The organism is Mycolicibacterium hippocampi (genome assembly GCF_010723735.1).
In the GTDB taxonomy this organism is placed as follows: Bacteria; Actinomycetota; Actinomycetes; order Mycobacteriales; family Mycobacteriaceae; genus Mycobacterium; species Mycobacterium hippocampi.
Genome location: NZ_BLLB01000002.1, coordinates 83,300 through 96,541, shown reverse-complemented (window position 1 = coordinate 96,541; position 13,242 = coordinate 83,300). Strand labels below are relative to the sequence as shown.

Sequence of the window (13,242 nt, the reverse complement as noted above, 5' to 3'; positions counted from 1 at the left end):
CAACCGTGCTTGCAAGGAGAATAGAGGATGGCGATGGCGCATCTGTTGATCAACGGTGTACTGCGTGAGGCAGCCGACGGCCGAACCTTCCCGAATGTCAATCCCGCGACCGAAGAGAGCATCGGGGTCGCACCGGACGCCGGTCGCGAGGACGCAGACGCTGCGATCGCGGCAGCGCGACACGCCTTTGACAACACCACCTGGTCACAGGATCACCAGTTCCGCGCCCACTGTCTCCGGCAGCTCAGGGACGGGTTGTATGCCGAACAGGAGAACTTGCGACAGATCCTGGTGCAGGAAGCCGGCGTTCCGGTCGCGCTGACCCATTCGATCTGGCTGGACACCATCCTCGATGCGGTCTCCTACTGGGCGGACCTGGCGACCAGCTATCCCTATGAAGTACAGATGTCGTCGCGCGCCACCCTGGCTGGCGTGACATCTCAACGCACGGTCCTTCGGGAGCCCATCGGCGTCGTCGCGGCGATCACGCCGTGGAACTACCCGCTGCCGTTGAATGTGTTCAAACTCGCGGCGGCGCTGGCGGCCGGATGCACGGCCATCCTCAAACCGGCCCCCGACACGCCCTGGAGCGGTACGGCACTGGGGCGCATCATCGCTGAGCGAACCGATATACCGGCCGGTGTCGTCAACGTCGTGACGGGTGCTGCTCCGCTGCTCGGGGAAGTCCTGGTGCAGGACCCGAGGGTCGACATGATCACTTTCACCGGGTCGACCGGTGTCGGAAAGCGGATCATGGCCGCCGCGGCCGACAATGTCACCCGGGTATGCCTCGAACTGGGAGGCAAATCGGCGAACATCATCCTGGACGACGCCGACCTGCCGTCGTTGGCCGCGCAGATCGCCGGGGTCTGCGCACATGCAGGTCAGGGGTGTGCTTTGACCACGCGGCTTCTGTTGCCGCGCAGCAGGTACGACGAGGGTCTGGCCATCACCCAAGCCGCTTTCGAGTCGCTGCGCTGCGGCGATCCTTCCGACCCCGACGTGATCGTAGGACCGGTGATGAACGCTACCCAACGCGACAAGATCCTGAGTCTCATCGACAAGGGCAAGCAGGAAGCTCGTCTGGTCGTCGGGGGTGGCAGGCCCAGTTACATGCCGGTGGGATACTACGTCGAGCCGACACTCTTCGCCGACGTCAACCCCGACGCTGTCATCGCCCAGGAAGAGATCTTCGGTCCCGTTCTTGTGGTGATCCCCTACGAGAACGACGACGATGCAGTGCGGATCGCCAACAACAGTGTGTTCGGACTGTCGGCAGCCGTGCACAGCCCGGATACCGGTCGAGCCCTGTCCGTCGCACGGAGACTGCGCACCGGCACGGTGGGCATCAACGGTGCCGCCTGGCTGGCCGCCGACACACCCTTCGGTGGTTACAAGCAGAGCGGACTCGGTCGAGAGCTCGGTGCAGACGGGTTCTCCGAGTTCCTCGAGACGAAATCCATTGCGATACCCGGCTGATACCCGAAGGTCCCGTCCCGTCGGAGAGTGGAAGGACACGCCGTGCTTGGACTGATGCAGAATCGTTCGCTGGTGTTACCAAACATATTTCATCGGGCCGAGCGATACTTCGGGCACAAACCCGTCATCACGGCCACGGCCGGAGACACGGTGTCGACATCCACCATCTCCGATGTGTGTGAACAGGTCCGGCGGCTCGCGACCGCCTTCGACACGCTGGGTGTCGGTGATGACGCACGGGTGGGAACCTTCTGCTGGAACACTGAACAGCATCTGGCCCTGTACTTCGCGGCCCCGTGCACCGGCCGGGTTCTGCACACGGTAAACATCCGCCTGTTCACCGAACAGATCATGTTCGTCGTGAACCATGCCCGAGACGAGATCATGTTCGTCGATCGTTCTCTGCTCGCGGTGTTATGGCCGCTGGCAGAGAAGCTGTCCACGGTGAAGTACTTCGTGGTCATCGACGACGGGTCCGCTGACAGTGTCCCCGAGGATTCCCGGGTACTACTATACGAACAGCTGCTGTCGGACAACGAACCCTATGAAGGCGATTTCGACGTCCGCGACGAAAACACCGCAGCAGCAATGTGCTACACCTCCGGGACGACAGGTAATCCGAAGGGGGTCGTCTACTCGCACCGGTCCACCGTGCTGCAGGCACTGGCCACTCTCGCCGCTGATGTGCTTGGGCTGTCCGAACGCGATGTAGTGATGCCAATCGTTCCGATGTTCCACGTGAATTCGTGGGGCCTGCCCTACGCGGCGCTGCTCACCGGGTCCAGCGTCGTACTGCCCGGGCCGAATATGACGCCCAAAGCGCTCGTGACACTGCTGGCCGACCACAAAGTCACCGTAACCGCCGGCGTGCCGACGATATGGATGGGCGTCGCACCACTGCTGGGTGACTACGATCTGTCTGCTCTGCGTATCGTTCTCAGCGGCGGTTCCGCCGTTCCGACGGCGCTGTCACAGCGGTATCTCCGTGGGATCGGGGTGCCGATCACCCAGATCTGGGGGATGACCGAAACCAGCCCGGTGGCCACGCTGTGTACACGGCGAACCCACCATGAAGACCTGGTTGAGGATGAGTTGCTGCGCGTCCAGGCGCGTCAGGGGCCGCCGGTACCTCTCGTCCAACTGCGGGTCTGCGATCCTGCAACCGGCGCGGAGGTTCCGTGGGACAACAGCAGCACCGGCGAAGTACAGGCTGCAGGACCGTGGATCGCGAGCGCGTACTACGAGTCGACCGACCATGAGTCGTCCTTCACCGACGACGGCTGGCTTCGTACTGGAGATGTCGCGGTGTGCGACGAGTACGGGTCCCTGCTGCTGGTCGACCGGACGAAAGATCTTGTGAAGTCCGGCGGTGAGTGGATCAGCTCAGTACAACTCGAGAACGAGATCATGGCGCACCCCAAAGTTTCTGAAGCCGCGGTCATTGCCATCCCTCATGAGCGCTGGGTCGAACGCCCCCTGGCGTGCGTCGTGGTGAAAGCAGGCGAATCGTTGACGGCAGAAGAAGTCATCGAGCATCTGGAACCGCGGGTGGCCAAGTGGTGGTTGCCCGAGGCCGTTGAATTCATCGACGCCGTACCCAAGACAAGTGTCGGAAAGTTCAGCAAGAAGACTCTTCGGGCCCAGTTCGAGAACTACCGACTCGCTGATGGCGGTTCGTCGGGCATGCAGTGATGTCGAGCCCGGCAGACGCCGCTCATCACCGGTATGTCGTCTCGGCCCGCAACCAGATGTTGAACAGCTCATGGAGAGTCCGTCGTCTCCGTGGCGTACCGGAGAGAGAGCTAGAACGATGAAGCGGTTGATCTTCGACTTCGAGCATGAGCAGTTGCGGCAAACCGCCGCTCAGTTCATCGTGCGGGAGGTCGCTCCGAATGCCGAGAAGTGGGAGCGAAACAAGATCGTCGACCGGGCTGCTTACGTCGCCGCCGCGAACTACGGCCTGATCGGATTCAACATGCCCGAGGAGTACGGGGGAGGCGGATCCGATGACTTCCGGTTCAATGCTGTCGTGGTCGAGGAACTTGCCAAGTTCGGCTTCCTCACGCCCGCGTTGAGTGTCCACAACGACATAGTCGGACCGTACTTCAAGGATCTGGCTACCGCCGAACAGAAGCAACGCTGGCTGCCCGGTTTCGTCTCCGGTGAACTGATCGGTGCTATCGCAATGAGTGAGCCGGGCGCCGGCAGTGACCTGGCGGGCATTCGCACCACCGCCGTGCGCTCAGGTGACGACTGGATCCTCAATGGATCGAAGACATTCATCTCGGCCGGTATCAACAGCGACCTCATCATCGTCGTTGCCCGTACCGACCCTTCTGCCGGCCACAAAGGCCTGTCATTGCTGGTGGTGGAGCGTGGGATGGAGGGCTTCGAGCGGGGCCGCAAGCTCGACAAGGTAGGCCAGCCCGCGCAGGACACTGCGGAGCTGAACTTCACCGACGTTCACGTCCCCGGCAACAATCTCCTCGGCGAACAGAACCGCGGCTTCTATCACCTCATGGCGAACCTGCCGTCCGAACGGCTGTCGATCGCGATCGCCGCGATCGCGGGGGCACGAGAGACCTTCCGCCAAACACTCCAGTATGTGAAGGATCGCACCGCATTCGGGCAGAGCATCGGCAGTTTCCAGCACAACAGGTTTGTCCTCGCGGAGCTGGACACCGAGCTCGATATCGCAGAACAGTACGTCGACCGTTGCCTGCGCGGTGTACTGGACAACGAGTGCACAGCAGTCGATGCAGCCAAAGCCAAGTGGTGGTGCACGGAGCTGGCGAACCGCGTGGTCGATGCCTGCCTGCAGCTTCATGGCGGATACGGATACATGAACGAATACAAGGTCGCCAAGGACTTCGTAGATACCCGTGTTCAGACGATATACGGGGGCACCACCGAGATCATGAAGGACCTCATCGGGCGCAGCATGGGATTCTGAATCGTCCCCCGCGGTGGAGATTCGCGCCATCTGAATTTCAGGCCGTGTTGCACCTGAAAAGGTCGAACTACCTTGGGATCAACACATCAGCCCCATACACAGTGCGGCACATACAAATGGAGGGCCACCGTGATCTTTGACTTCGATCAGCATCTGTTCGAGTACCCGGAGATGTGGATGGATCATTGTGATCCCGACAAACGGCATCTCGCGCTGGAGCTCACGCGCGATGAGCTGGGTTATCCGTGGCTGTACTCGAGGACGACCAACCAGCTGATGTGGATCTACGGTAAGACAGTTCCGGAAGATGGCTTTGTCTCATTCTTCGGACCGTGGCAGAACTGGAAAGACCGCAAACCCGCCGAGATCGACTACGTGGCAGACACGCCCGCCTCCTGCACCAACCCGAAGGCGCGGGTGGAGCAGCTCGACGAGCTCGGTGTCGACAAGACGATTCTGTATCCGCACTTCGGCGCCGTATGGGGACGTTACGTGTACAACCGGCTGGACATCATCCGTGCGAACTTCACTGCCTGGAACCGCTGGGCGGTAGCCGTACGGCAGGAGGGCGCCGGGCGTCTGGAGCCGACGGGGCACGTCACCCTCAGGGGCGGCGATCTTGGCTGGCTCGAGCAGGAACTCGCGTACCTTGGCAGCAACGGAATCAAGGCGGCGTTGGTCTCGTACGGTCTGGTCGACGGCCGGCGGATGTCTCACCCTGACCATGACCGGGCATGGAAGGCTTTCGTAGACAACGGAATCGTACCGATTTTCCATATTCAGGATGCCGATGTGCGTGCGAGCTGCCTCGACGAAGGCTGGTTCGTGGACGCCGGTGATCCGTTGTTTACAGCCCTTGATATGACCTTCTCGCATCTCGGGGTCCAGGTCGCTGCCGCAGATCTCATTCTCAACGGTGTGTTCGACAGGTTCCCGGATCTGAGGTTCGCGACAGTTGAACTCACCGCAGGCTGGATCAACGGGCTGATCGGGATGAGCGCCGAAGGTATCCCGGGCAGTACCGGCAACGTCATCAACGGTCCCGGCCTGGACATCTCGTATCGCTACGAGGCGGTGGCCCGGCGCCATACCGTCGACCTCAAACGACAGCCCAGCGAGTACCTGCTCGACCACTTCCGCAGCACCGTCAACCCGATGGAGCCCATCGCCAGTTACATCACCGAGACGGGGCTCGAGAACAACGTCATGTTCGGCAGCGACTGGCCGCACAGCGAGGGCTTCGCCCACCCGCTGACGACGTTCGGGGCAGTACTCGACGACATCACGCCAGAACAGAAAGCGAAGTTCTACGGTGGCACGGCAGCTGAGCTCTTGGGCGTCTCCTGAGAGCCTGCGCGTCGCGGACGGGGACGTACGACGGCGCGTCCGGAGTGGACTGTCGATCTACATCTATGGACCGTGCAGTCGAAGCTGGCTCGTGTGCGTTGTCCCGACGGCGACCGGACGGTGGCGCCTCTGTTACGAAAAGGAACCGAAGTTGACTGATCCAATGCAGGGCCGTTATTCCCACGATTGACCGTACGTTGGCAGCCATCTGAGAACTGGGCGTGGTGAGATGGCCGCCGATCCGACTGAACAAGTTAGCCAAAAGGATTGCTGATCGAAGTGCCTCGGTGAGACACGGGAACCGGCGATCGATCCAGAAGGGTGGTTTCGATGACTTCGACTGCAGAGTCCAGGACCAGTACCGGCTACCGTAGCTCCGGCCCGGAGTTCGGGATACGAGACCGTTACATCTCGCCGGAGTTCGCCCGGATGGAGAACGAGAAACTCTGGCCGCATGTCTGGCAGGTCGCCTGCCGGGTCGAGGAGGTTCAGAATCCCGGCGACTACTGTGAGTACACGATTGCCGACCAGTCAATTCTTCTGGTGCGCAGCGAAGATGGTGAGATCAAGGCCTTTCACAACGCGTGCCAGCACCGGGGTATGCGGCTGAAGGAAGGCCGGGGATCTTGTGCAGAGTTGCGCTGTCGTTCCCACGCCTGGTGCTGGAATCTCGACGGGTCATTGAATGAGGTCATCGATCCGCAAGATTTCGACCCCGACGCCATCTCACCAGAAGCGCTGCGACTCCCTGAGTGCCAGGCTGCGGTGTGGGCAGGGTTCGTATTCATCAACATGGACCTCGAGGCCCCCTCGCTCGAAGAATTCCTCGGGCCGGTGCGAAGCAATGTCGAACACTACGGAATCGACAAGATGACGTGTACCCGGATACGTACCACGGTGATCGACGCAAACTGGAAGCTGTGCCATGAGGCGTTCGTCGAGACTTACCACGCGGTGGGTACCCACCCGCAGGCCCTGAGATATCTCGACGACACGGGCATGATCTATTCGCAGCACGGTGACCACGGGATGCACCGCATCCGGCCGGGAAACATGGGCAAACCGAGCACCCGCCTCGAAGACGACGGCAGCGACCGCACTGACGTGCTGATGGCGTTGCTCGCGGACCTGGGGGAATTTGATTACTACAACGAACAAGACGTCGAAATGGCGAGCTCGCTGATGGAGACCGTCAAGGCGTTGCCCGACGACGTGTCGCTGGGCTCTTTTTTTGCCGGCATCCGACGCCAGCAATCGGCGGCCGAGGGGGTGGACCTCAGCCACTACGAGGACTCCGACCTACTGGCCGGCGAACTGTGGAATGTCTTCCCGAACTTTTCTATTCCCTGTAACGCCGGCAACGCACTGATCCTGAGATTTCGGCCCAACGGGCTCAACCACGAGCAGTCTCTTTTGGATGTCTACTACCTCAAGTTGGTACCGGAGGGCGCGGAGAGGCCGCCGCTGGAAAGCGAGTACTACCAGGACTGGCGCGATACCAAATTGTGGGGCACGGTCATGATGCAAGACTTCACCAACTTGCCGATATGGCAGCGCGGCGTGCACTCGATCGGTTACCGCGGCCCCGTGTGGGGACGTCCTGACGGGAACGTCGCCAATCTGCACCGCGCGTTGGCCGAGTATCTTTCGAAGTAGGAGATGCTCGCCGACAAGCATTCGATCATCGTCGAACCGAGCGGTATCGAGCTTGAGGCCCATGACGGTGAAACGATCATGGGGGCTGCCCTGCGTGCCGGCTACCGGTGGCCGTCGCTGTGCGGTGGTGACGGCACGTGCTCCATCTGTTGGGTCGATGTGCTTTCCGGTGGCGAACGGCTCTCGGAAACCGACCCGCCTGAACGGGACACCCTGGACCTCGTCCCCGCGCTGGTGCGCCGAACACGCGTAGTCCGGCTGGCCTGCCAGGCCCGTGTGCAGGGTGACGTCAGGGTGCGAAAACCCGGCGTGAAACCGAGAACGAGCGATGTCAGCGAAGCGCCGGACTGATACCTGAGTGGCTGACTCAGCTGGTGACGTCACCTTCGTGACAGCCGCAGTCGGATAGTGCGTGCCCACAGCGTGGGCAGTACTCGAGTATTTGAAATATCGGTCGTTGCAGTGGGTCCCGCACATCACAAGGGTGTACTGAGGTGACAACGCTGAGGAGAGTGGCTAATGGACAGTGCGGCGAAGATCGAGCTTTTTCGGATGATGTACGTGATCCGGGTCTACGAGGAGGCCATCCTCCGCGAATACCATGCGGATAAGAAGCCCAGCTTCGATATCGCCAAGGGGCAGATTCCGGGTGAGATGCACCTTTCGACCGGCCAGGAACCAGTCCCTGCCGGCTTCTTCCCGCATTTACGGCGGGACGACGCCGTGACCGGTCCACACCGTCCGCACGGCTGGGCACTGGCCAAAGACGTGGACCTGGAGAGGATGACCGCCGAAATCTTCGGCCGCATCGACGGTCTCGGCAGGGGCCGGGGCGGCCATATGCACCTATTCGATCAGGATGCGCACTTTTCGTGTTCCGGAATCATCGCCGAAGGCCTGCCGACTGCGGTGGGAATGGGAATGGTGTTCAAACGCCAGGGAACTGGTCGAGTGGCCGTTGCGGTGTGCGGCGAAGGTGCGGCAAACCAAGGCGCCTTCCATGAGTCGCTGAACCTCGCGGCGCTCTGGAACCTCCCGGTGATTTTTGTGGTGGAGGACAACGGTTGGGGCGTGTCGGTCGCGAAGGCTCAATCGACGTGTGTGGCATCCAACGCCGAACGCGCGGTCGCCTACGGGATCCCGGGTGTTCTGGTCAAAGACAATGACGTGGAGACAGTCTACGAGGTCGCCGGCGAAGCCATCGACCGTGCACGAACAGGCGGTGGCCCAACCCTCATCGAAGTGGAGACACTCCGTCTGTGGGGACATTTCGAGGGTGATCCGCAACTCTACCGGCCGGATCTCGACGGGCTTGCTGCGCTGGATCCGGTACCGAACTACGAGCGGCGTTTGCGTGATGCGGGGGTACTCGACGACGAAATGGTGGCAGCGACCAGGTCCTGGGCGGTCGATCGGGTCGAGAGTGCGATCGCGTATGCAAAACAATCTCCGGAGCCCGATCCCACGACGGCGCGCGATTACCAGTTCGTATAGACCACAGGCCAATTCCACAGAAAGTCCATCATGACCACCAGTACAGAAACAACAGCGCGTGCCACTCGGAAGCTGACCGTGTCCAAGGCCATCGTCGAAGCGATCTCAGCAGAAATGGACGACGATCCGGCAGTTTTCGTGATGGGTGAGGACATCGGAAAGTTCGGCGGGGTGTGGGACGAGACCACCGGACTGCTCGAGAAGTACGGCGCGGACCGCGTCATTGACACCCCGATTTCAGAGACCGCCTTCATCGGCGCCGCAGTCGGAGCCGCGGTAGAAGGGATGCGTCCCATTGTCGACCTCATGTTCGTCGACTTCTTCGGTGTGTGCATGGACCAGATCTACAACCACATGGCCAAGATCCCGTTCCTGTCGGGTGGGAATGTCAAGGTGCCAGTCGTTCTGATGGCCGGGGTGGGTGGAGGTTACTCCGACGGCGCACAGCATTCACAGTGTCTGTGGGGCACCTTCGCGCATCTGCCCGGAATGAAAGTCGTCGTCCCCAGCTCGCCGGAAGACGCCAAGGGCATGATGACCGCCGCGATCAGGGACGACAACCCGGTGGTCTACCTGTTCCACAAGGGCATCATGGGCTTGTCGTGGATGTCCAAGTCGCGTCGGTCGATCGGGCCGGTCCCGCGCGAGCCCTATGAGATCGAGCTGGGCAAGGCCAATGTCGTTCGTTCCGGCGCCGACGTCTCCATTGTGACGCTCTCGCTGTCGGTGCATCACGCGCTGGATGTCGCCGATGAACTCGCCGATCAAGGGATCGACTGCGAAGTTGTTGACCTCCGCAGTGTGGTTCCCCTGGATACCGAGACCATCATTGAGTCGGTCACGAAAACGGGTCGGCTCATCGTCGTCGACGAAGACTATGAATCCTTCGGCCTATCAGGCGAGATCATTGCCCGGGTCACTGAGCGCGGCCCATCGTTGTTCCGAGTCCCACCCGTGCGGGTCGCTGTTCCAGATGTTTCGCTGCCCTATGCACGTCCGTTGGAAACGGCAGTCCTGCCCACCCCCGAGCGCATTCGCGCGGCCATCACAGAAATGCTGAGGAAGTAATAGACCCATGGCAGAAATCCTGTTCCCCGCGATGTCTGAGAACGATCCTGACGCCGAGGGGGTGGTATCCACGTGGTTCGTCGCCGAAGGTGACGTCGTTGAGGAAGGCGATCTCATCGCCGAGGTCGCGGTCGACAAGGCAGACATGGAGATCGTTGCGTCGCAGGCGGGAACCATCTCCCTGTTGGTCGCGGAAGACGAAGGTGTCAAACAAAATGCGCCCATCGCTACGATCAACTGACCGTTGATGGTCGACCCCGGCGGCCGAAAGTTACTTCGCCTGGAGGTTCGCAACGCCCAGAAGCCCATCGAGTCGAAACCATCGTGGATCAAGATTCGCGCTCGAACGGGCCCGGAGTACACAGAGCTGAAAGCCCTGGTGCAACGTGAAGGTCTGCACACTGTGTGCGAGGAGGCCGGATGTCCGAACATCTATGAATGCTGGGAGGACCGGGAGGCGACATTTCTGATCGGCGGGGAACAGTGCACCCGCCGCTGCGACTTCTGCCAGATCGACACCGGTAAGCCCGCTGAGTTGGATCGTGACGAGCCGCGTCGTGTCGCCGAAAGTGTTGCAGCAATGGGGCTGCGGTACTCGACCGTTACCGGCGTGGCCCGTGACGACCTACCCGACGGCGGGGCCTGGCTGTACGCAGAGACCGTGCGCGCGATCAGGGGTCTGAACCCGAACACCGGCGTCGAGCTGTTGACGCCGGACTTCAATGCGATCCCCGAGCAGCTCGACGAGGTCTTCGAGTCGCGTCCAGAAGTGTTTGCGCACAACCTTGAAACGGTTCCGCGGATCTTCAGGCGTATCCGCCCGGCGTTCAGCTATGAGCGCAGCTTGGGCGTATTGACGGCTGCGCGGGACTTCGGGTTGACCACGAAGTCGAATCTGATCCTCGGGATGGGGGAGACGCCGGCTGAAGTCAGGATGGCATTGCGAGATCTGTCCGCGGCCGGCTGTGAGATCATCACCATCACCCAGTACCTGCGCCCATCGGTTCGGCATCATCCCGTGGAGCGCTGGGTAGACCCTGAAGAGTTCAAAGAGCATGCGGCTTTTGCTGAAGAACTGGGCTTTCCCGGCGTGCTGGCAGGTCCACTGGTGCGTTCGTCGTACCGAGCGGGACGGTTGTACGCGCAGGCGCTCGCGCGGCGATCGGGGACTCACGTCTGACGCCGGGTTCGGTGGCCTGCCCAGGGGGTGCCTACGTGGCCGCGCCTTCGACATCTCGACGTTGGTGGGGGCCCGGGCGGATCTCGCTCTGGTGGCGGGGAGCCGAGCCGGTGATGGCCTGGTACCGCATCGCTTCGAACGCTTCATCCGCGACCGCGGCGGCCCGGCCCGTCGGCCTGGTCAACCGCGACACAACGATGACTGCCGCGACGGCCAGGGGCAGAGCCACGATCGCGGGATTGACCAACGGTATCGGTGCGCCGGCTCCGTGCACCGTGGGACTCAACCCGATCATCACGACTGCGGAAAACAGGCCGGCCAGTAGTCCACTGGTCAGTCCGGCGGCAGTGACGCGCCGCGCGTAGATCGTGAACATGAGCGCCGGGAAATTGCTGCATGCGGCGAGAGCAATCGCCAAAGATGCAAGGACAGCAATGTTTTGATCCCGCGCAGTGAGCGCGATGGCTGTAGCGATGGCGCCGGTCGCCAGCACGGTGAGCCGGGCGACCACTAGCTCGGTATGTGGCGAGGCGGTGCCTGACTTGATGACTTGACCGTAGATGTCGTGTGCGACCGCTCCGGTAGTGGCGATCACCATCCCGGCCAGTGAGGCCAGGATCGTCGATACGGCTACCGCGGAGACGAAGGCGAGTAGGGCATCGCCACCGAGGAGCTTGGCCAGCAGCGGAACTGCCAGATTCCCGGCGGTCGAGGCCTCCTGAATCGACTCGGCGCCGAGAAGTGCGGCGGCTGCATAGGCGATTACGGGGAAGGTCATCAGCAGAGCGCTGACGACCCACACGCAGGTGATGGCGGAAGTGCGTGCCGTCTGTGCGTCCTTGACGGTGAGGTAGCGGATCAGGACATGCGGAAGGCCGATGACGCCGAAGATCAGGCCGATCGAGAGTGAGATCTGGTCGATGCTTTCCACGACGCCGCTGCGGATCGGCTCGACCAGTGCTCCTTCATCGATCTCGGACGCCGACGAGAACACCTGCAGCAGACTCCAGCCAAACTTGGGCAGCAGCAACAGAATAAGCAGACTGACGCATGTCAGCAGCATGATCGCCTTCACGATCTGGATCCAGGTTGCTGCCAGCATGCCGCCGACGAGTGCATACAGCGAGGTCAAGACGGTGATGATCAGGATGGAGGCCCAGTAGTCGACCCCGAACAACAACTTGACCAGCAAGCCCCCTGCGACATACTGCGCCACTATGTAGAGCACGCTGATCGAAGCGGTGCCGGTGGCCAGTGCCGTGCGGATCGGTCGACCCGCGAACCGGACGGCAGCAACATCGGCGAGTGTGAAACGGCCGAGGTTTCGCAACGGCTCTGCCACGAGCAGCATGGCCAACACAAAGGCGATCGGTGCAAACGCGGCGAGGAATACGTAGTTGAACCCGGACAGCGCGATGGCGCCGATCGTGCCCAGGAACGTCGACGCCGATACAGCGTCACCGACTATCGCCAGACCGTTTTGGCGCCCGCCGATGCGACCGCCGGCCACTAGGTGGTCGTCGACCGACTTGTTGCGTCGGCCTGCCCAGAACGTGATACCGAGGGTGATCCCGATCAGGCTCAGGAACAACACGATTCCGGTCGAGCTCATCTGTCCAGCCCGTGTGGTGCGGAGCTGCTATGTGCGAACTTGCGCTCGATTGCACCGATCCGGTTCCGGTAGACGATGGTGACGATGACCGCGACGACAAATTGTGAGTACGTCGCCACGTACGCCCAGGTGATTGCCCCGACAGCCGCCCCATCGAGAATCGATGTGAAGTTCACACACGTGACTGTGGCGAAGTAGTAGCCGAGCACCAGCGTTACCAGGCTGACCTGTAGGCGTTGTCGCCTTCTGGCTGTCTCTCGGTACGCCGACTCCGGCGAGGTCGCATCAGGCATATCGGATCGTCCGTTCTCGAATGTCGCCGGCCACCAGCGGTTGAACTCGCCTACACCGGTGGATAGGCCGGAGGAGGCTAGGCGCCCCCGGGGGCAAGCGACGTCGTCGTGGCGGCGGCGGACTCCGAACTGAAACCGCGGGCAGAGGGACATTAACGAC

12 protein-coding genes are annotated in these 13,242 nt (G+C 61.7%); 10 read left to right on the top strand and 2 right to left on the bottom strand.

Annotated elements, in window-relative coordinates:
- Positions 1–33 precede the first annotated feature (33 nt).
- From G6N53_RS01345 to lipA, 10 genes are all read left to right on the top strand, one after another.
- Entirely contained in the window at positions 34–1,479 is a 1,446-nt protein-coding gene (locus G6N53_RS01345; RefSeq protein ID WP_163895280.1) for an aldehyde dehydrogenase family protein, read from the top strand.
- A 54-nt stretch (positions 1,480–1,533) separates the two neighbouring features.
- On the top strand, positions 1,534–3,171 hold the full coding sequence (locus tag G6N53_RS01340; protein WP_237166683.1) for a long-chain fatty acid--CoA ligase: 1,638 nt from the start codon (positions 1,534–1,536) through the stop codon (positions 3,169–3,171).
- A 118-nt stretch (positions 3,172–3,289) separates the two neighbouring features.
- Positions 3,290–4,432, top strand: a complete 1,143-nt coding sequence (locus G6N53_RS01335; protein WP_163895278.1) for an acyl-CoA dehydrogenase family protein — start codon at positions 3,290–3,292, stop codon at positions 4,430–4,432.
- A 129-nt stretch (positions 4,433–4,561) separates the two neighbouring features.
- The gene (locus G6N53_RS01330) at positions 4,562–5,779 is read left to right on the top strand and encodes an amidohydrolase family protein (RefSeq protein WP_163886539.1); all 1,218 of its coding nucleotides are present in this window, start codon (positions 4,562–4,564) and stop codon (positions 5,777–5,779) included.
- 429 nt (positions 5,780–6,208) lie between these two features.
- On the top strand, positions 6,209–7,435 hold the full coding sequence (locus G6N53_RS01325; protein WP_163886538.1) for an aromatic ring-hydroxylating oxygenase subunit alpha: 1,227 nt from the start codon (positions 6,209–6,211) through the stop codon (positions 7,433–7,435).
- Between the two features lie 3 nt (positions 7,436–7,438).
- Entirely contained in the window at positions 7,439–7,786 is a 348-nt protein-coding gene (locus G6N53_RS01320; protein WP_163886537.1) for a 2Fe-2S iron-sulfur cluster-binding protein, read from the top strand.
- Positions 7,787–7,954: 168 nt separating this feature from the next.
- The gene (locus tag G6N53_RS01315; protein ID WP_163886536.1) at positions 7,955–8,929 is read left to right on the top strand and encodes a thiamine pyrophosphate-dependent dehydrogenase E1 component subunit alpha; all 975 of its coding nucleotides are present in this window, start codon (positions 7,955–7,957) and stop codon (positions 8,927–8,929) included.
- A 30-nt stretch (positions 8,930–8,959) separates the two neighbouring features.
- On the top strand, positions 8,960–9,997 hold the full coding sequence (locus G6N53_RS01310) for an alpha-ketoacid dehydrogenase subunit beta (RefSeq protein WP_163886535.1): 1,038 nt from the start codon (positions 8,960–8,962) through the stop codon (positions 9,995–9,997).
- Positions 9,998–10,004: 7 nt separating this feature from the next.
- Positions 10,005–10,238, top strand: coding sequence for a biotin/lipoyl-containing protein (locus tag G6N53_RS01305; RefSeq protein ID WP_159229806.1), 234 nt, complete (start codon positions 10,005–10,007; stop codon positions 10,236–10,238).
- A gap of 6 nt (positions 10,239–10,244) precedes the next feature.
- Positions 10,245–11,177 (top strand): lipoyl synthase, encoded by a 933-nt coding sequence (gene lipA, locus G6N53_RS01300; protein WP_371870785.1) that lies wholly within the window; start codon positions 10,245–10,247, stop codon positions 11,175–11,177.
- A 31-nt stretch (positions 11,178–11,208) separates the two neighbouring features.
- On the opposite strand, the gene G6N53_RS01295 is transcribed toward lipA, so the two are convergent.
- Positions 11,209–12,789, bottom strand: coding sequence for a solute symporter family protein (locus G6N53_RS01295; RefSeq protein WP_163886533.1), 1,581 nt, complete (start codon positions 12,787–12,789; stop codon positions 11,209–11,211).
- A complete protein-coding gene (locus tag G6N53_RS01290) occupies positions 12,786–13,082 on the bottom strand; it encodes a DUF485 domain-containing protein (protein ID WP_163886532.1) in 297 nt (98 codons plus the stop codon). The genes G6N53_RS01295 and G6N53_RS01290 overlap by 4 nt, the downstream gene beginning before the upstream one ends.
- Positions 13,083–13,242 lie beyond the last annotated feature (160 nt).

Coding starts and splice junctions, on each gene's coding strand:
- G6N53_RS01320 (WP_163886537.1), top strand. CDS start 7,439: ATGCTCGCCGACAAGCATTCGATCATCGTCGAACCGAGCGGTATCGAG.
- G6N53_RS01315 (WP_163886536.1), top strand. CDS start 7,955: ATGGACAGTGCGGCGAAGATCGAGCTTTTTCGGATGATGTACGTGATC.
- G6N53_RS01325 (WP_163886538.1), top strand. CDS start 6,209: ATGGAGAACGAGAAACTCTGGCCGCATGTCTGGCAGGTCGCCTGCCGG.
- G6N53_RS01295 (WP_163886533.1), bottom strand. CDS start 12,789: ATGAGCTCGACCGGAATCGTGTTGTTCCTGAGCCTGATCGGGATCACC.
- G6N53_RS01310 (WP_163886535.1), top strand. CDS start 8,960: ATGACCACCAGTACAGAAACAACAGCGCGTGCCACTCGGAAGCTGACC.
- lipA (WP_371870785.1), top strand. CDS start 10,245: ATGGTCGACCCCGGCGGCCGAAAGTTACTTCGCCTGGAGGTTCGCAAC.
- G6N53_RS01345 (WP_163895280.1), top strand. CDS start 34: ATGGCGCATCTGTTGATCAACGGTGTACTGCGTGAGGCAGCCGACGGC.
- G6N53_RS01305 (WP_159229806.1), top strand. CDS start 10,005: ATGGCAGAAATCCTGTTCCCCGCGATGTCTGAGAACGATCCTGACGCC.
- G6N53_RS01340 (WP_237166683.1), top strand. CDS start 1,534: ATGCAGAATCGTTCGCTGGTGTTACCAAACATATTTCATCGGGCCGAG.
- G6N53_RS01335 (WP_163895278.1), top strand. CDS start 3,290: ATGAAGCGGTTGATCTTCGACTTCGAGCATGAGCAGTTGCGGCAAACC.
- G6N53_RS01290 (WP_163886532.1), bottom strand. CDS start 13,082: ATGCCTGATGCGACCTCGCCGGAGTCGGCGTACCGAGAGACAGCCAGA.